Origin of the sequence: Trueperella bernardiae, from assembly GCF_030246965.1 — a bacterium.
In the GTDB taxonomy this organism is placed as follows: domain Bacteria; phylum Actinomycetota; class Actinomycetes; order Actinomycetales; family Actinomycetaceae; genus Trueperella; species Trueperella bernardiae.
Genome location: NZ_CP127099.1, coordinates 1,393,083 through 1,411,521, shown reverse-complemented (window position 1 = coordinate 1,411,521; position 18,439 = coordinate 1,393,083). Strand labels below are relative to the sequence as shown.

The following is an 18,439-nucleotide window of genomic DNA, read 5'->3' as shown; positions in this document are numbered from 1 at the left end:
GAAGTTCCGGAAAGAGGATCACATGTTCACTTCTCGCCCCTCCAAGACCGTCATCTCGGGTGGCATCTTCGCCGTTCTGCTCGCGGCGGGTGCCGCGCTGCCGTCGTCGTATATGGTGCAGCGCCCCGGCCCGGTCCTGGACGTGACCGAGCACGGGGAGAACCTGGTGACGGTCGGGGGCACGCAGACCTTCGATTCGGGCACGCATTTCCTCATGACCACCGTCAACGCCTTGGGCAACGCCGACGCCGGCATCTCGGGTGCCGTGGTGGCCTCGGCGCTCCTGACCTCAGACGAGGTGGTGCCGGTGCGCGCGTACTATCCCAAGGAGGTGTCCTCGAGCGAGGTCAACGAGCAAAACGTTCAGCTCATGACGAGTTCGCAGGACACGGCCGCCGCGGTCGCCTTCGAGGAGGCGGGGATGGACGTGTCGATGACGCTGAGCGTGGCGGGCGTGCCCGAGGGCTCCCCGGCAGAAGCGATCCTGCAGGAGGGCGACGTGTTGCGCGCGATCACGACGCCGGAGCGCACGGCCACGATCGGAACCTTCCGCCAGATGACCAACGTGCTCGACGATACGGCGCCCGGTACGCAGGTGACGCTGACGATCGAGCGCGACGGTTCGGAGCAAGAGGTCACGACGACGACCCGCGGCTTCGAGCCCGACGTCACCGGCTGGGTCCACCCCGGCTCGGTGCTCGGAATCTACGTCTCGGTCGCTGATGTTCAGCTGCCCGCGCAGGCCACCTACGAGGTGGAGGGGATCGGCGGGCCCTCGGCCGGCACGATGTTCACCCTCGCCATTTACGACGCCGTCACGCCCGGCTCGCTGGGCGGGGATGCGGTGATCGCCGGCACGGGTGCCATCGCCTGGGATGGCGACATCGAGCCGATCGGGGGGATCCGCCACAAACTCGCGGGGGCAAGCGCGGCCGGCGCCACGGACTTCATTGCCCCCGCCTACAACTGCCCCGAGACGATCGGGTACGAGCTCGACGGTCTGAATATCTGGGCCGTGCGCACGATCGACCAGGCCATCGCCGCCGTCGAGGCGATCGGCGCGGGTGACACGAGCTCGCTCACGCCCTGCTCGGCGCTGCCCGAAGTGAACCCGGAGGGCTAAGCGCCTGCGGCCCGCCGCCCGGCGGCGGAGGCTGAGCCAGCGCTTAGGGCTGCTCGGCGAAGCCCAACCTCAGCCCCTCGACGATGCCGGGGATGAGGTTGGCGCCGGAGAGGACCTTGGCGTCGTCGTCAAACTTGCGCATGCGGATCGCGCACCAGCTCTCGCCCGTGCGAAGGACGGAGGCGACGATGCGCACGTCCTGCCGATCCGGGTGTTCGGCCAGCATCTTCTCGGCTTCGACCGGGTCTTCGGGCAGGGTCACCTCGGCGCTGGGCGGAAGAATGATGCGCTCCACGGCGAGGGCCGCGCCATCGACGTCGGCGGGCCAGACGATGCGGCCCAGGAGCTCCTCGAGCGTATCCACCGGGGGCAGGCCCTCCTGCTCGATGGAGAACAGGGTGGTCTCGTCGTTGATCGCGTCGGCCTGGACGTCCGATGGGAGCTCGCCGGCGAGCTCGGGATGCTGGGCGAGCGCATTCTTGGCGAGTGCGAGGGCGAAGAGCCGGATCGGGGCATCCCAGCCGCCGGTGGCCACGTGCCGCTCGATCTCCAAGGTGGACTTCTCCAACGAACGAGTCATGGGGGTCTTCGTATTTTCAGTCACGGCCTATTCTTACCACACGCCACCGGCAAGCTCTTAGGTGAACCGCATGGCGCCCCGCGCGGCAGATGTTATACGGTTTTGTCAGTTCTAACGTGCCGAAATGCCCGCAAAACGCGGCCATGAAACGAGGTTTATCTTGACTACATCCACCGAAAAGGAGCATCGGGCCCGGCCAGGAGCGTTCATCCCCACGCTGATCGTGCTCGGCTTGCTGGTGTTTGCGCTCATCGGCTTTGCCGGTTTTTGGACCGAGCTCAAGTGGTACGAACAGATTGAGGCCGCGCGCGTGTTTTGGACCCAGTACGGCGCGTCGATCGCCCTCGGCGCGATCGGATTCGTGCTGGTGTTCGGGGTCGTCGTGCTCAACCTGTGGATCGCGGTGCGCGAGCGCAAGACGCCGGAGAACGTCATTAACCTCGACGGGAACAACTTCCGCGACACGCTGCTGGGGCGCAAGTGGCTGACCTTCGGCGTGGTGCCCGCGGTGGTCTCCCTGCTGTTCGGCGCGGGCCTGGCCGGCAACTGGCAGACCTTCCTTCTGTGGATCAACCGCTCCTCGTTCGGGGAGGCGGACCCCGAATACGGCCTGGACGTGTCCTTCTATGTCTTCTCCCTGCCCGCGATCCACACGATCATGAGCTTCATGGTGACCTTGGTGATCCTATCGTTCATGGTGGGGGCCGTGGTCTACTGGATGACGGGCGATATCGGGGCGGGTCAGCGCGGATTTACCGTGTCGAAAAAGGCCCAGGCACACGCCGGCGTGTTGCTCGCGATCGGCACGCTCATGATTGCCGTCAACTACTGGCTCGCCCGGTATGACCTGCTGCTGGGCAATAACCAGCGCTTCTCCGGCGCCACCTACACCGACATCAACGCCTCCAAGCCGGGCCTGACGATCCTGGCGATTGTGGTGGTGCTCGTGGCGGGACTGTTCGTGGTCGCCGCGGTGCAGCGCCGCTGGAAGCCAGCCGTCATCGGCATCGCCTCCACGGTGGCCACGGCCCTCGTGGTGACGATGCTTTACCCGGCGCTCGTGGAGAACTTCAAGGTGCGCCCGAACGCGGCCGAGCTCGAATCGACCTACATTCAGCGCAACATTGACGCCACGCTCAAGGCCTACGACATGGCCCACGTTGAGACCCAGCAGTATGACGCGCGTACCGACGTCGAGCCGGGCCAGCTGCGCAAGGACTCGGAGACGGCGGCGCAGATCCGCCTGCTCGATCCGAACATCGTGGATCCCTCGTTCAACCAGCTCCAGCAGAACCGGCAGTATTACCAGTTCAAGGACCCGCTCACGGTTGACCGCTACGAGATCGACGGGCAGACGCGCGACACGGTGATCGCGGTGCGCGAGCTCAACCTCGGGGGTCTGGACGCCGAGCGTCGTTCCTGGGTCAACGACCACACGGTCTACACCCACGGCTTCGGCGTGGCGGCCGCCTACGGCAACACGATTACTTCGCGTGGCGACCCGGCGTTCTGGGAGGCCGGCATCCCGTCCACGGGCCAGCTCGGCGACTACGAGCCACGCGTGTACTTCGGTCAGCAGTCGCCGTCGTACTCGATCGTGGGCGCACCGGAGGGCTCGGACCCGTGGGAGCTCGACTACCCGGACGACACGGCCCCGAACGGTCAGGTGATGAACACCTACACCGGTAACGGCGGGCCGAGCGTGGGCAACGCCTTCGAGCGGCTCATGTACGCCATCCGGATGAGGTCGACCGAACTGTTCTTCTCTGACCGCGTCACCTCCGATTCCCAGATCCTGTTCAACCGCGACCCGCACGAGCGCGTGCGCAAGGTAGCTCCGTACCTGACCCTGGATACGAAGGCCGTGCCCGCGGTGGTGGACATGGACAACGATCCGTCCACCCGCAAGGACCTGGTGTGGATCATCGACGGCTACACGACGTCGAACAACTACCCATACTCGGCGCGCGAGACCCTGACCGAGGCCACCGCGGATGCGACGACGACCGGCCTGGGTCAGCCGCGCCCGGAGGAAATCAACTACATTCGCAATTCGGTCAAGGCCGTGGTCAACGCCTACGACGGCTCGGTCACCCTCTACCAGTGGGACAACGACGATCCGATCATCAACGCCTGGAAGTCCATCTTCCCCGGCCAGATCACCGAGCTGTCCGAGATGCCGGGCGATCTGATCGCCCACGTGCGCTACCCGGAGGACCTGTTCAAGATCCAGCGCACCCTGCTGGCGCGCTACCACGTGACGGACGCGAAGTCGTTCTACTCGGGCGGCGACTTCTGGAACGTGCCGCTGGAGCCGACCAAGGCCGCCAGCCCCACCACCCCGAAGCAGCCCCCGTACTACCTCACCCTCAAGATGCCGGGGGAGGACCAGACGGCGTTCTCGCTCACCACGTCCTACATTCCGGGCGGCCAGACGAACCGTAACGTCATGACCGGCTTCCTTGCCGCATCCGGCGACGCCGGCAACGAGAGGGGCGTCAAGGGCGAAGGTTACGGCAAGCTCAGCCTGCTCGAGCTGCCGCGAGACCTGACGGTGCCCGGCCCCGGCCAGGCGCAGAACACGATGCTGGCCAACCCGAAGGTGTCTACGGATCTCAACCTGCTCCAGCAGGGCGGCACGGAGATCATGCGCGGCAACCTCCTGTCGCTGCCCGTGGGTGACGGCCTGCTCTACGTCCAGCCGGTTTACGTCCAGGCGTCCTCGGGTACTCAGTACCCGACCCTGCAGTACGTGCTCACCCTGTTTGGTGACAACGTGGGCTTCGCGCCCACACTGGATGAGTCCCTCGACCAGGTCTTCGGCGGTGATTCGGGTGTGAACGCGGGCGATGCCGGCGTCGTGGGCGAAAAGGAGGCCCCGCTCGAGGGTGCGACGCCGCCGGAGGAGCCGAGCACGGAGCCGACTGAGGATCCCCGCAGCGAGCCGAGCCAGGCGCCGATCGCGCCAGTGCCGGGTAGCGTGCAGGAGCGGCTCGATAGCGCGCTGAATTCGGCGAAGAAGGCCATCGAGGATTCGAAGGCCGCGCTGGACGCGGGCAACTGGGCGGACTACGGCAAGGCTCAGGAGGCGCTGGAGAAGGCGATCGACGACGCGGTCAAGGCTCAGCAGGAGATCGACGGCCAGTAGCTGGCGCTGAGTCGCAGGCAGGGGAGGGAGTCCGGGCGGGCTCCCTCCCCGTTTCCTGGTCCCCGTGGTCGCGCAGGTTTGGCCAATATGGCAAAAGAACGGTTTTGACGTGGTCGAATTTTGCCAGTTTTGCTGAAATGAGTTCTCCCATGGTCTAGGCTGGAAGCGTGAAGCCGTGAACATTGACGTTCAAGCTGGCTTTACAGATCACAAATCCAGCGACAGGAATAAAACATGCGATCATCTCCACAACGAAGTGCGGCGCTCATCGCGGGTGCAGCGCTGGCGATAGGCGGGATCACAGCCCCCGCCTTTGGCGTAACTTATACATACTCACCGATACCGCAGACGGGGATGTCTGTGGCCTACGCGGACTCGGTCGAGACCACGGGCGAAGGTGCCAACGGCCCGGCGAAGCTCGTTCTCGACGGCAACACTGACACTTATTGGCACACGAAGTGGAACCCTGCGAAGGATCCGCTACCTCACAAGCTCGTCGTGGACCTTGGCGAGAGCGTGGAGGGGCTCGGCCGTATCGTGCTGACCCCGCGCCAGTCCTCTAACGGTTCGGGCCGGTTCGGCAATTTCAACGTCTCCGTTTCTACTGACGCGGAGTGCGCGAACCCGGAGGCCTACGCCAGTAAAGACTCGGTCCCCGATTTTGAGTCCGTGGCGGACGAGTCGATCCCCGCGGCCCCGGATGCCGGCAAGCTTGCGCCGGTCAACGTCGATTTCGAGCCGACCGCCGCACGTTGCGTGGCGGTGACTATTAACAGCACATGGGGCGGCAACGACAGCGCGGAGCAGGTGGCCGCGCTGTCCGAGTTCGCGGCCTTCACCGCCGCTGAAAACGAGCCAGGCACCGAGCCGGAGCCGGCCGCTCCTCTCGAGGTCGTTATCCCCGAGGGTGCGCCCGAAATCACGGACGGCCAGCTCACCGTTCACACCCACCCCGCCTTCCCGCAGGTGGTGGACTACCAGCTGGGTGAGAAGCAGATGCCCGGCAAGTTCGGCGATGCGCTGACCTCGGTCAACATTGATGGGAAGGCGACGCCCGTCGTCGTCGGCGATCCGTCCGTCAGCGCGGACAAGACCGCGGTGACGTACCCGGTCAGCCTGCCGTCGGTGTCTGGATCCTTCGATGTGGTTATCTCGGTCAAGGACCAGGTGCTCGACTACCGCATCACGAACATCACTGACCCGGAGAAGAAGATCAACCGCATCCAGATCCCGGGGCTTGACCTCGTGTCGCTGGACTCGGTTGCCGACGCCACGGCGATGGTGGGCGGCGCGCGGATCAACACCAACCGCGCCGCGAACCCGGACAGCTTCCTCACGGTCGCGTCCACCGCCGACACGACTGCACGGGTGTGGATGGCGGTGGCAGCCGGCAACGGCCTGGCCGCCGGTTTCGAGACCAATGCGATTGACGACCAGACCGCCGTGTCCGGCACCTCGGGTAATGACCGCTACACGGTCCAGGTCCGCGAGCAGAATGGCAACCGCATCGGCACCATCTCCCCGTACGAATGGGTGCACCGCGGCGGCGCCGTCGTGCAGTACGACGACGGCAGCGGCATCGGGGAAGAGCCTGATCCCTTCATCCAGGTCAAGATCACGGCTGACGCGAACGCGGACGGGGCTGTCGACTGGCAGGACGCAGCGATCGCCACGCGCGACGTGCTGCGCCCGTTCGTCGGCATGAATGACACGAAGAACACCGTCATCACCCGCATCCCGTTCAACATCGTCTCCCAGGCCACCCACCCCTTCCTGCGCACGCTCGACGACACGAAGCGGATCGCGCTCGCCACGGATAACCTCGGCCAGCAGGTCCTGCTCAAGGGCTACCAGTCCGAGGGCCACGACTCGGCCCAGGGCGACTACGGCAACAACTACAACGAGCGCGCCGGCGGCCTTGCCGACCTCAAGAAGCTCGTGGATGCCGGCAAGGCCTGGAATGCCACCTTCGGTATCCATGTCAACGCCACCGAGTCCTACTCCGAGGCCAAGTGCTTCTCTGACGGGGTGAACGGCTACGTGGACGATGCCGCGAACGGCGTGGCCGCTCCGTGTGAGCTGCGCATGCCGCCGCGGCTCGCGTGGGGCTGGATGAACCAGTCCTACAAGATGAACGACAAGAAGGACCTGGCCACCGGCAACGTGCTCAAGCGCCTGGCGCAGCTGCGCAAGGACTTCCCGGCCGATTCGAACCTCAACTGGCTCTACTGGGACGTCTACTATGAGAGCGGCTGGCAGGCCGAGGCGTTCGCGTGGAGGCAGCAGCAAGAGCTGGGCTTCCGCCTGGCCTCCGAGTGGGCCTATTCGCTTCCCACCCTGTCCACGTGGTCCCACTGGGCCAATGACGAACCCTACGGCGGAACCACGAACAAGGGCCTGAGCTCCACGCTCATCCGCTTCGTGGAAAACGCTTACCGTGACACGTTCAACCCCGATCCGATGCTGGGCAACACCAACGTCCGCGAGTTCGAGGGCTGGGCGGGCAACGTCAACTACAACACCTTCATCCAGGGCATCTGGCAGAAGAACCTCCCGGCGAAGTTCCTCCAGCAGTCCGACATCATGTCCTGGACCAAGCCCGCGAACGGCCAGGCCGGCCGCGTGGTCTTTGCCAACGGCACGGAGGTCACCTCGGCGCAGACCGCGGTTGGCGGGTACGACTCCGCAACCGACCGTGTGGTCACCTATGACGGCGCCACCGTGCTGAACGGTGCAACCTACTTGCTGCCGTGGAAGGACGGCGGCGAGGATCGCCTGTACTACTACAACCCGAGCGGGGAGGCCACCACCTGGAAGCTCACGAATGCATGGGCCTCGCAGTCGAGCCTGAAGCTGTTCAAGCTCACGGCCACCGGCCGCGCCGAGGTCACCGACCTGCCGGTTTCGGACGGCTCAGTGACCATCCCGGCTACCGACGGCGGTGCCACTACGGCCTACGTGCTCTACCCGAGCAGCGCTGTTCCCGCGCCCGCCACCCCGAACTGGGGCGAGGGCACCGGAATTACGGACCCGGGCTTCTTCTCCGGCACCCTCGATAGTTACGACGTGACTGGCGACGCCACCGTCGCCACCTCCGAGCGCGGCAACTACCAGGCCCAGTTCGGCGAGGGCGCGGGCTCGATCTCCCAGGAGATCACCCTGCCCGAAGGCGACTACTCCGCCTGGGCGTGGATCGAGATCCAGCCGGGTAAGACGCGCGAGGTGAGCGTGTCCGTGACCGGCAAGGACGGCGTCGTGACACCGGGCGACTACCAGAAGGACGTGGACGGGGTGGCCACCACCACCATCACCACGTCGGGCGCGATCAATGCCACGGCGTCGGACGAGAAGTTCAAAACGCGCTTCCAGCGCGTGCCCGTCCGCTTCCACACCGACGGCAAGGCGATGACGTTCGCCATCACCGTGGGCGAGGGCGACGCGACCGTGGCGGTCGACGACCTACGCGTGGTGGCCTTCAAGGAGACCGACAAGGCCCCGACAGACGCGACCATCGCGTTCACGAACTTCGAGGACACCGACACCGGCTACTGGCCGTTCGTCACCGGCTCCACCCAGACCGGTGACGCCCGCACGCAGCTCGCCCTGCGCAACGAGCCCTACTCGCAGTCCGGCTGGTGGGGCACCCGCAACGGCCAGAACACCGAGGCGGGCCAGAAGCTCATCGACAACGTGCTCGACGGCGACTGGTCGCTCCTCGCCCACCAGGAGAACGGCGGGCTCATCCTGCGCACCACCACCGCGTCGGTGCCGCTCGAAGCGAACCGCACCTACAAGGTGAGCTTCGACTACCAGGCCGGCTACGACGGCGACTACCAGCTGGTCATCGGCCACGACGAGTCGACCGGGGATAGCTGGAAGGAAGTCATCGACACCCGCAACCCGATCGCGCAGAGCCGCGGTACAGGCTGGCAAGACGCCGACGGTAACGCCGGCAAGGGCACGTCGACCTTCGAGATGCAGTTCCGCGCGAGCTCCCAGCCGACCTTCATCGGTATTGTCAAGGCGGGCAACCACTACCAGGGCGATCTGACGATCGACAACTTCCGCGTGGAGGACCTCGGGCTGATCCCGGGCACCAGTATGGATGTCCAGCAGGTTGAGCCCTCGAGCGACGACGTGCGCACCTACGAGGTAACCACAACGGTGGATTCCTACGCTGACGACCTAACCGACGTGGCGCACAAGCTTCAGGCGCCCGAGGGCTGGACCGTCACGGAGGTGACGGCCGGCGCCACCGAGGCCACGAAGGACGCCGCGTCTGTGGCGACCTGGAAGGTCGATGCTCCGCGCACTTCCGAGCCCGGCGATCTGGTCTTCACCGGCACCTGGATGATCGGCGACAAGGCGGGCGAGGGCGCGCAGACCGCGACCATCGACCCGAGCAAGGCCGAGCTCCTCAACCCGATCGGTGGGTCAGACCTGACGGTCACGGACTTCAGCTCCCAGCAGACGTCCGATGAGCCGGCGCCGAGCGGCTTCGCTGCGGCGGCGATCGACGGCGATCCCAGCACCTACTGGCACACCCAGTGGAGCCCGAGTGTGCGGGGCTACCCGCACCACATCACGCTCGAGCCGGCGGCGGTCACGGATAACGACCTGACCTGTACGTTCACCGGTTTCGAGTACACCACCCGCCAGGGTGCGGCGAACGGTCGCATCAAGGGCTACGAGATCTACGTCTCGATGGATGGCGAGGACTGGGGCGATCCGGTCGCTACGGGCAACTTCACTGCCGACCTCGCGCCTCAGGTTGTGGAGTTCCCGGCCGTTGAGGGCAAGTTCGTCAAGCTGGTTGGCCTCGATGCCATCAACGGCGCTGTCTTCGGTGGCGCTGGCAAGATCCGCCTCGGCGGCACCTGTGCTACGCCGGAGCCGGAGCCCGAGCCGGAGCCCGAGCCGGAGCCCGAGCCGGAGCCGCAGCCGGAGCCCGAGCCGGAGCCGCAGCCGGAGCCTGGGACGTGCCAGGCCGTGGATCGTCCGTCGATTCCGGCTCGTGGCACGGGCCTGTTGGGTGAGTTCACGGGTGATCGTTTTGCTGACCTGTGGGCGGTTGACAAGGACAACAGTCTGCGCCGCTACGCCTCTGTGGGCAACGGCACCTTCGCGGGCGGCGCTATCGTCGACTGCAACGCGGATGAGTTCACCGCTCTCGCCCCCATCCCGGACATGAACGGCGATGGGCGTGCGGACGTGCTGGTTCGCCACACAGACGGCACGGTGCACTTCTACTACTCTCAGGGTGATGGTTTCCTGACCCAGGGCCCGCAGGTGGGTCATGGCTGGAACGGCATGGACAACATTGTCTACGCCGGCAAGCTGGGAGGCTCGGGCTCCGAGTACGTGGTGGCACGCCACGTTGCCACGGGCGATCTCTACCGCTACGTCGTCACGGCCAATGGGATGCACTCTGGCACGAAGATCGGCCACGGCTGGTCGTCGATGGCCACCATCCTTGGCCCCGGCGACCTCAGCGGCGACCGCAACGCTGACATCGTGGCGATCCGCGACGATGGCAAGATGTTCCTGTACAAGGGCGGCCGCGATGGCTTGATCGCCTACACGGCTCAGATCGGCCACGGCTGGTCGAGCTTCGTCCAGGCGACCATCCCGGGCGACGTGAACGGTGACGGCCGCTTCGACCTGGTCGGCGTTCGCAACGACGGCCGCCTGTTCACCTACTACAACACGGGCAAGAGCGGCTGGGCGAAGCCCATCCAGGGCGGCCACGGTTGGGACAACATTGATCTGATCGGTTAACGGCCACACGGCCGGCGGGTTGGCTGACACGGTGTCTGCCTGCCGCTGATCGGATCGAGGGGCGGGGGCTCGCATGCGCGGGCCCCCGCCCCGGTGTCTGCATCTACCCACCTGGGCGAGCTTGGCGGATGGTGAGGAAGGGCACCACGGCCAACCTTGAATCCGGGACGCTGGCTGAATAAAGTAGGGGATGCCGACGCGGGGTGGAGCAGTTCGGTAGCTCGCCGGGCTCATAACCCGGAGGTCGTAGGTTCAAATCCTGCCCCCGCCACGAGAACAAGCCCGGGATCTCAGCCGAGATCCCGGGCTTTGCATTGCCCGACCCCGCCACGCCTCAGCCACCTCGCTCGTCAGTGCCTGGCCATATGCAACGCTAATCCGCAATATGCAACGGCGAAAAGCAGTTTATTAACGTTGCACATGGGGAATTACCGTTGCACACGCGGGGAAGGGGAGTGAAGCCGGGCGGGAACCCCGGTCGTCAGGCGAGCAGTCCCGCCACGTAGGCGGCAAGCAACGTCAGGTGCCCCAGCCCGTGGGCCGCGTTGAATCGCCGGCCTGCCAGCGCCGTGGCTTGCAGGCCGAGCGTCGCCGCGAGGAGGGCCAGCTCCGTGCCTCCCACGCCAAGCACGATGTCTTGCCCGGTGGCGACCCCGATGAGCACCACGGCGGGGACCGAGCCGCCGAGTACCGATACGAGCGCGCCGTGGGTCAGGTTTGACACGCGCTGGCTCTGCCCTTCCCAGCCGGCAAGGAGCGTGGTGACGGTCTCGGGCAGGAGGACCACGCCCGCCACGATGAGGCCAACAATCGCGGTGTTGCCCACGGTCGCATCGAGCAGTGGGCCAAGCGCGTGGGAGAGCGCCACGATCGCCACCAAGGTGACCACGAGCCACACCAGGTTGCGAGCGACGGGCTCGGAGGAGCGCGGGGGCGAGTCGGCTTCGGAGAAGTCGCCCGCCCCCGGGCCGAGCTGGCGCCACATGAAAACCCCGTATGCTGCGACCAGCCCGACCCCGGCCATGACCGCCCAGCCGCCCCGGTATTCGCCCACCGCCCTCGGCAGCACGAATGCGCCCGTGCCGAGTACCCCGAGCGTTCCCAGGTACCAAGCCAGCGCCCGTGCCCGAATCGGCATCGGCCCGCGCCGGGCCACGTGGGCGAGGATGGCGCCGGCCAGGATCCCGTTGAGGATGAGCATCGCGGCGGAGAAGGCGGCGTCGCGCGCGATGGAGGCATGTGTGCCCGGGCCGAGCAGCACGCTCGCCACCATTCCCACCTCGATCACCATGATCGACAGGGTGAGGATGATCGTGCCGACGGGCTCGCCGAGCCGCCGTGAGAGCGCGTCCGCCCGCCGCTTCACCTCGAAGGAGGCATAGATGATGACGGCGAGGATTCCCGCCACGGTCACCGGCCCCGACAGGTCAACCACCAAGGTCAACCCCATGGCCAACCATGCAATCACAGCAGGCATGTGCCCTTTCTTGAGGGCCGTCCCTCGCCTGTGCCGCGTAGCGATCGGCAACACCAGCGCGGCGCCGGGCCGTCCCGGCAACCCCTCGAGCATACCCGATTCGGGACAAAGGTGTGAAGAATCACATCTGCGGCCTGGGACAATGGCAGGAAGGAGGCAACGATGCAACTGAAGGCTCCGCCCTCGTGGGCGTTGAAGGTCGTCATGGCGGTCACGGGCGCCATTTGGGCGATCTTCGTTCTCATCCACCTGTATGGAAATCTCAAGGTCTACATGGGTGCTGCCAGCTTCGACGGTTACGCCCACTGGCTGCGCGAGGCGTTCTACCCGCTGTTCCCGAAGCTGGCCGTGCTCTGGATCATGCGCGTGGTGCTGGGCGCTTGCCTGGTCTTGCATGTGTGGGCGGCGTCGATCGTCTACATCCGGGGCCGGAAGTTCCGCGGCAAGCACCGGGCACGCAAGCTTCACGGCATCCAGGCGGTTTCGGCCCGGCTCATGCCGGTGACGGGCGTGGCGATCCTGGGCTTCCTCATTGTTCACATTCTTGACCTGACGGTTGGTCTGCAGCCGGTGGCCTCCGATTCCTTCCGCGGGCCCACGGCCGCCTCGTCCGCCGCCTACGGCAACCTGGTTGGCTCCTTTGAGCGCCCGGCGATGGCGATCTTCTACGTGCTCATCATGGTGTTGCTTGCGATTCACGTGGCACATGGCGCCTTCAACATGGCGGTCGACTTCGGTTCGATGGGCGCGCGCCTTCGCTCGGTCTTCATCTGGGTCGGCGCCCTGGCCGCGATCGCGATCCTCTTGGGCAACGCCTCAATTCCGCTCGCCGTACAGATGGGGTGGCTATCATGAGTTTCTTCAATTTCTTGCGCGGTTCTTCCGACGACGCCGCCGCCCGGCCCGCGTTCGCCGCGGACTTCACGCCGCCCCCGGCGAAGGTGCGCGGCACACGCCTTGGCTCGATCTTGGACGGCAACATCCCAGATGGCGATCCGGCCACCGCGTGGCAGCGCCGCCGCGACTCGTACAAGTTGGTCAGCCCGCTAAACACGAAGAAGTTCACGGTCGTCGTCGTGGGAACGGGACTGGCGGGCGCCGGGTGTGCCGCGGCGCTGGGGGAGCTGGGCTACAACGTCCACTCGGTCACCTACCACGACGCCCCGCGCCGCGCCCACTCGGTGGCGGCCCAGGGCGGCATCAACGCGGCCCGGGCGCGCAAGGTGGATGGCGATTCGCTCAAGCGCTTCGTCACCGACACGGTCAAGGGCGGCGACTTCCGCTCGCGCGAGGCGGAGGCCTTCCGGCTCGGCGAGGAGTCGATCCGCGTGATCGACCACATGAACGCGGTGGGCGCCCCCTTCGCCCGCGAGTACGGCGGCACGCTCGCCACGCGCTCGTTTGGCGGCGTGCAGGTCTCGCGCACGTACTACACGCGCGGCCAGACCGGCCAGCAACTCCAGCTCGCCTCCTCGCAGGCGCTCCAGCGCCAGATCCGCCGCGGCAAGGTCACGATGCACATTCGTTCGGAGATGCTGGACCTCATTATCGACGACGGCGTGGCCCGCGGCGTCGTCATCCGCGACCTCGTGACGGGTGAGGTGAAGGCGATCCCGGCACATGCCGTTGTGCTTGCGACCGGCGGGTATGGCTCGGTGTACTTCCAGTCCACGCTGGCGTTGAACTCGAACGCGTCGGCGGCGTGGCGTGCCCACAAACACGGCGCCTACCTCGCCCACGCCTCCTTCGTCCAGTTCCACCCCACCGCCTTGCCGGTCAGCTCGCCGTTCCAGTCGAAGACGATCCTCATGTCGGAGTCGCTACGCAATGACGGGCGAATCTGGGTGCCCAAGCGCGCCGGGGATGACCGTCCGCCTGAGCAGATTCCCGACGCCGAGCGTGACTACTACCTCGAGCGCAAATACCCCGCGTTCGGCAACCTCACCCCGCGCGACATCGCCTCGCGCGCGGCCACCGAGCAGATCAACTCGGGCCACGGGGTGGGGCCGCTAAAGAACTCGGTCTACCTCGACTTCTCGGACGCGATGAGAGCCGTGGGCAAGGACGTGATCGCCGAACGCTACGGCAACCTGTTCCATATGTACGAGCACGCCACGGGTGAGAACCCGTACGAGACCCCGATGCGGATCGCGCCGGGAGCTCACTTCACGATGGGTGGGCTGTGGACCGATTTTGACCAGATGAGCTCGATCCCCGGGCTGTTCGTGGGCGGGGAGGCCGGCTGGTCGTACCACGGCGCGAACCGGCTGGGCGCGAACTCGCTGCTGTCGGCGTGCGTGGACGGGTGGTTCACCCTGCCGTTCTCGGTACCGAACTACCTGTCCAAGCATCTGGGCGAGGAGCTACCCGGCCCGGACTCGGCGCCGGTGAGGGAGGCGCTGGAGCGGGTACAGGCCCGCACGGACGCCTTCCTCGCGATCGGGGGAAGCCGCGGTCCGGTCCAGTTCCACCGTGAGCTCGGGGCCATCTTGTACGAGGGCTGCGGCGTGGGCCGCACGAAGAAGTCCCTGGAGAAGGCGATCGGCGAGGTCCGGCGCCTGCGCGGGGAATTCTGGGAGGACCTGTCGGTGCCCGGCGGGGATGCGCAGGTCAACCAAACCCTGGAGAAGGCCGGCCGCGTGGCCGACTTCCTGGAGCTCGCCGAGCTCATGTGCGTGGACGCGCTCGACCGCGAAGAATCGGCCGGGGCCCACTTCCGCTTCGAATACCAAGACGACGGCGAAGCCAAGCGCGACGACGCCCACTGGGCCTTCGCCTCGGCGTGGGAGAGCGCGCCGGACGGTTTCGTGCGGCACATGGAGCCGCTGACCTTCACGGCCGTGCCGTTGGCAACGAGGAGCTACTCATGAAACTGACATTGGAAATCTGGCGTCAGCCCGGGCAGGACGCCCCGGGCCGCTTCGAATACCACACGATGGAGGGTCTGGACGACTCGATGAGTATCCTCGAGCTCCTGGACCGCCTTAACGAGCAGCTGGTCAACTCCGGCAAGGAGCCCTTCACGTTCGAGTCCGACTGCCGTGAAGGCATCTGCGGGGCATGCGGCATTCAGGTGAGCGGCACCCCGCACGGTCCGGAGCGCAACACGCCGGCCTGCCACCAGCGCCTGCGCTCCTTCACGGACGGGCAGATGGTGCGGATCGAGCCGCTGCGCTCGGCCAGCTACCCCGTGCTGCGCGACCTCATGGTCAACCGCCACAAGCTCGACGAGGTGCTCGAGGCCGGCGCCCACGTGGCGATCAACGCGGGCACGGCCCCCGACGCCGACTCCGTGCCGGTGGACCACACCACCGTGGAGGACGCCCTCGATTTCGCCGCGTGCATCGGGTGCGGGGCGTGCGTGGCGGCCTGCCCCAACGGCGCAGCCCACCTGTTCGTGGGTGCGAAGCTCACTCACCTGGCGATGCTGCCGCTGCCGTCGAAGGAGCGGGCGCTCCGGGCGAAAGCGATGATCGCGGTGGCGGATCGGAACTTCGGGCCGTGCTCGAACTATGGGGAGTGCGCGGCGGTGTGTCCGGCGAACGTGCCGCTCGCGGCGGTGGCCGCCGTCAACAAGGAGAGGTTGCGGGCGTCCTTCATGCGCCGGCTGGATAAGTAGCTCGGTTGTCAAACATCAGGACTTTGTGGCCAAAAGCGCCGGTTGTGGCGACGAAAAGCCTCTAAGTCCTGATGCTCGACGCAGGCCTGTTGCGTCGCGTCCGAAACCCGATGGCCGAGACTGGGGAGGTGAAGCAGAACCCGGATAGTTGAGGTTTCAATTAAATGTGCTAGGATGTCTCCGAAGCTGATTATGCCCCAAGGAGACACCATGCAATTCGGAGTCTTTTCCGTCTCTGACATCACCACCGACCCCACCACCGGCCGCACGCCGAGCGAGGCCGAGCGCATCAAGGCCGCGGTGACGATCGCCAAGCACGCCGAGGACGTGGGTATGGACATCTACGCGATCGGCGAGCACCACAACCCGCCCTTCTTCTCCTCCTCGCCCACCACCTTGCTGGGCTACATTGGCGCGCAGACGAAGAAGATTATCCTGTCGACGTCGACCACGCTCATTACCACCAACGATCCGGTGAAGATCGCCGAGGACTACGCGATGCTCCAGCACCTGGTGGACGGGCGGATGGACCTCATGATGGGCCGCGGCAACACGGGCCCGGTTTACCCGTGGTTTGGCCAGGATATCCGCCAGGGTATCCCGCTCGCGATTGAGAATTACGCGCTGCTGCGCCGGCTGTGGGAGGAAGAGGAGGTGGACTGGCAGGGCAAGTTCCGCACGCCTCTGCGTGGCTTCACGTCCACCCCGCGCCCGCTGGATGGGGTGGCGCCCTTCGTCTGGCATGGCTCGATCCGCTCGCCGGAGATTGCCGAGCAGGCCGCTTACTACGGGGACGGCTTCTTCCACAACAACATCTTCTGGCCGATGAGCCACACCCGGCAGATGATCGCGCTCTACCGCCAGCGCTTCGCCCACTACGGGCACGGCACGCCCGAGCAGGCGATTGTGGGCCTGGGCGGGCAGTTCTACATCGCGAAGGATTCGCAGACCGCCAAGCGCGAGTTCCGCCCCTACTTCGACAACGCGCCCGTGTACGGGCACGGACCCTCGCTCGAGGACTTCTCGGAGCAGACCCCGTTGACGGTCGGCTCCCCGCAGGAGGTCATCGACCGCACGCTCGGCTTCCGCGAGCATGTGGGGGACTACCAGCGCCAGCTCTTCCTCATCGACCACGCCGGCCTGCCGCTCAGGACCGTGCTTGAACAGCTCGACTACCTGGGCGAGATCGTGCCTGTCATGCGCAAGGAGTTCGAGGCGATGCGGAAGCCCGGTGTGCCGGACGCCCCCACGCACGCCGCTCGGGTGGCCGCGCGTCGTGAGGCGGGAATCGCGTACGAGGAGGGCAAGACGTACGTCGACGACGTCACCGGCGCCTCCTTCTACGCCCAGCAGGACACCCAGGCGGCCTCCGTCAACCTCGCCGACCAGCTCCTGCGAGACGCGGAGGGCGAGCGATGATCGCGGTGGTGTCGGCGTCGCTGTCGGAGTCCTCGACCACGCAGCAGCTGGGCCGGGCGATGGCGGAGGCGTACGTGAGCGCGCACGGCGGGCAGGTGCAGATGATCTCGCTGCGCGAGCTGGCCCACGACGTCACCGACGCGATGCTCACCGGCTTCCCCTTGCCCGCGCTCGCTAAGGCCTTCGAGCAGGTGAGGGGCGCGGAGGCGCTCATCGCGGTGACGCCGGCCTACAACGCCTCCTACTCGGGCCTGTTCAAGTCCTTCTTTGACGTGCTGCCCGAGGGGTACCTGGCCGGCAAGCCCGTGGCGATCGGTGCGACGGGCGGCACGCCCCGGCACTCGCTCGTCACCGAGCACGCGATCCGGCCGATGATGACCTACCTTCACGCGAACGTTGTGACGACTGCGGTCTACGCTGCCACCGAGGACTTCGGCGCGCACGCCGCCGATTCCGACGCCGAGGGCGGGGCGAGCCTGCGCCGCCGAATCCGGCGCGCGATGGACGAGCTGGCGGTCATCGCCCAGGCCGGGCGGCCCGCGGGCAGCTTGGTTGCCGGCCAGGCAGGCGCGGGCGACGGTGTTGTGGGCGCGGGGCAGGCGGGTTCAGGCGCGGGGGCGGGCGCCGGCGTCGTGAATGCGGCCGACAGCCAGCCGGTCGACAGTCAGTCGGATGACGTCGCCGAAGCGAAGGCCCTGTTCGCGGACTTCACGCCGATGTCGGACCTGCTGGGAGACTAGAGCGGCAGCTCGCCGAGCGCGGCGGCCAAATCCCCGGGGACAAAGCCGGAGCGGCGGCGCCTGTAGGCGCTTACCCGGAAGCGCATGCCGTTCTCGGCCACGTGCCACCCGCGGAAGGGCTCGGTGCCCACGGGTTCCCAGTTGAATGGGATGGCGGGGGCGAACGCGTCGGCGTCGGGAACGTCGATGTCGATGTCCGTGACCACGACGCCGTCCGCCTTCTTCATCGCCGCCTCATACAGTTGCGCCCCGCCCACGATCCACACGAGCCCCTCGCCAGCGGCCTCCTCGCCCAGGGCGATCGCCTTATCCAGCGAGCGGGCCACCAGGGCGTCGTCGGAGGAAAAGCTCTCGTCCCGGGTGAGCACGATGTTCGTGCGCCCGGGCAGCGGGCGGTAGCGCTCGTCGAGTGACTCCCACGTCCGGCGGCCCATGATGACGGGGTGGCCGGTGGTCATGCGCCGGAAAAACCGCATGTCTTCGGGCAGGTGCCAGGCCATCGCGCCGCCGCGGCCGATCGCCCGCTCATGCCCCTGGGCCCAGATCATCCCCAGC

Annotated in this window: 11 protein-coding genes and 1 tRNA gene; 9 read left to right on the top strand and 3 right to left on the bottom strand. The window is 66.7% G+C overall.

Annotation, left to right across the window (positions count from 1 at the left end; translation table 11 throughout):
- The first annotated feature begins 22 nt into the window (after positions 1-22).
- Positions 23-1,123 carry a YlbL family protein gene (locus QPC17_RS06540; RefSeq protein WP_062613489.1) on the top strand — a complete coding sequence of 367 codons (1,101 nt, stop codon included), beginning with the start codon at positions 23-25 and terminating at the stop codon, positions 1,121-1,123.
- A 43-nt stretch (positions 1,124-1,166) separates the two neighbouring features.
- Here the strand turns inward: QPC17_RS06540 and QPC17_RS06535 are convergent, their stop codons facing one another.
- Positions 1,167-1,703, bottom strand: a complete 537-nt coding sequence (locus tag QPC17_RS06535) for a PPA1309 family protein (RefSeq protein WP_285347126.1) — start codon at positions 1,701-1,703, stop codon at positions 1,167-1,169.
- A gap of 160 nt (positions 1,704-1,863) precedes the next feature.
- Here QPC17_RS06535 and QPC17_RS06530 point away from each other — a divergent pair, with 160 nt between their 5' ends.
- The 3 genes from QPC17_RS06530 (at position 1,864) to QPC17_RS06520 (ending at position 10,900) form a co-directional block, all read left to right on the top strand.
- On the top strand, positions 1,864-4,851 hold the full coding sequence (locus QPC17_RS06530; protein ID WP_236698661.1) for a UPF0182 family membrane protein: 2,988 nt from the start codon (positions 1,864-1,866) through the stop codon (positions 4,849-4,851).
- A gap of 360 nt (positions 4,852-5,211) precedes the next feature.
- Positions 5,212-10,629 carry an endo-alpha-N-acetylgalactosaminidase family protein gene (locus QPC17_RS06525; RefSeq protein WP_285347125.1) on the top strand — a complete coding sequence of 1,806 codons (5,418 nt, stop codon included), beginning with the start codon at positions 5,212-5,214 and terminating at the stop codon, positions 10,627-10,629.
- A gap of 197 nt (positions 10,630-10,826) precedes the next feature.
- A tRNA-Met gene (locus QPC17_RS06520) sits at positions 10,827-10,900 on the top strand.
- A 210-nt stretch (positions 10,901-11,110) separates the two neighbouring features.
- On the opposite strand, the gene QPC17_RS06515 is transcribed toward QPC17_RS06520, so the two are convergent.
- A complete protein-coding gene (locus tag QPC17_RS06515; RefSeq protein WP_143602008.1) occupies positions 11,111-12,106 on the bottom strand; it encodes a calcium:cation antiporter in 996 nt (331 codons plus the stop codon).
- Positions 12,107-12,268: 162 nt separating this feature from the next.
- Here QPC17_RS06515 and QPC17_RS06510 point away from each other — a divergent pair, with 162 nt between their 5' ends.
- The 5 genes from QPC17_RS06510 (at position 12,269) to QPC17_RS06490 (ending at position 17,884) form a co-directional block, all read left to right on the top strand.
- Entirely contained in the window at positions 12,269-12,961 is a 693-nt protein-coding gene (locus QPC17_RS06510) for a succinate dehydrogenase cytochrome b subunit (protein WP_285347124.1), read from the top strand.
- A complete protein-coding gene (locus QPC17_RS06505) occupies positions 12,958-14,976 on the top strand; it encodes a fumarate reductase/succinate dehydrogenase flavoprotein subunit (RefSeq protein ID WP_083200557.1) in 2,019 nt (672 codons plus the stop codon). Before QPC17_RS06510 ends, QPC17_RS06505 begins: the two co-directional genes overlap by 4 nt.
- On the top strand, positions 14,973-15,725 hold the full coding sequence (locus QPC17_RS06500) for a succinate dehydrogenase/fumarate reductase iron-sulfur subunit (RefSeq protein ID WP_062613494.1): 753 nt from the start codon (positions 14,973-14,975) through the stop codon (positions 15,723-15,725). The genes QPC17_RS06505 and QPC17_RS06500 overlap by 4 nt, the downstream gene beginning before the upstream one ends.
- Before the next feature lie 210 nt (positions 15,726-15,935).
- Positions 15,936-17,144, top strand: coding sequence for an LLM class flavin-dependent oxidoreductase (locus tag QPC17_RS06495; protein ID WP_082661151.1), 1,209 nt, complete (start codon positions 15,936-15,938; stop codon positions 17,142-17,144).
- Positions 17,141-17,884 carry a CE1759 family FMN reductase gene (locus QPC17_RS06490; RefSeq protein WP_062613495.1) on the top strand — a complete coding sequence of 248 codons (744 nt, stop codon included), beginning with the start codon at positions 17,141-17,143 and terminating at the stop codon, positions 17,882-17,884. The genes QPC17_RS06495 and QPC17_RS06490 overlap by 4 nt, the downstream gene beginning before the upstream one ends.
- Here the strand turns inward: QPC17_RS06490 and QPC17_RS06485 are convergent.
- Positions 17,881-18,432, bottom strand: coding sequence for a dihydrofolate reductase (locus QPC17_RS06485; RefSeq protein WP_251769213.1), 552 nt, complete (start codon positions 18,430-18,432; stop codon positions 17,881-17,883). The genes QPC17_RS06490 and QPC17_RS06485 overlap by 4 nt on opposite strands.
- Between the last annotated feature and the right edge of the window lie 7 nt (positions 18,433-18,439).

Excerpts from the sequence above, each read along its gene's own strand:
- QPC17_RS06490 (WP_062613495.1), top strand. The coding sequence starts at position 17,141 with ATGATCGCGGTGGTGTCGGCGTCGCTGTCGGAGTCCTCGACCACGCAG.
- QPC17_RS06540 (WP_062613489.1), top strand. The coding sequence starts at position 23 with ATGTTCACTTCTCGCCCCTCCAAGACCGTCATCTCGGGTGGCATCTTC.
- QPC17_RS06535 (WP_285347126.1), bottom strand. The coding sequence starts at position 1,703 with ATGACTCGTTCGTTGGAGAAGTCCACCTTGGAGATCGAGCGGCACGTG.
- QPC17_RS06510 (WP_285347124.1), top strand. The coding sequence starts at position 12,269 with ATGCAACTGAAGGCTCCGCCCTCGTGGGCGTTGAAGGTCGTCATGGCG.
- QPC17_RS06500 (WP_062613494.1), top strand. The coding sequence starts at position 14,973 with ATGAAACTGACATTGGAAATCTGGCGTCAGCCCGGGCAGGACGCCCCG.
- QPC17_RS06505 (WP_083200557.1), top strand. The coding sequence starts at position 12,958 with ATGAGTTTCTTCAATTTCTTGCGCGGTTCTTCCGACGACGCCGCCGCC.
- QPC17_RS06485 (WP_251769213.1), bottom strand. The coding sequence starts at position 18,432 with ATGATCTGGGCCCAGGGGCATGAGCGGGCGATCGGCCGCGGCGGCGCG.
- QPC17_RS06495 (WP_082661151.1), top strand. The coding sequence starts at position 15,936 with ATGCAATTCGGAGTCTTTTCCGTCTCTGACATCACCACCGACCCCACC.
- QPC17_RS06515 (WP_143602008.1), bottom strand. The coding sequence starts at position 12,106 with ATGCCTGCTGTGATTGCATGGTTGGCCATGGGGTTGACCTTGGTGGTT.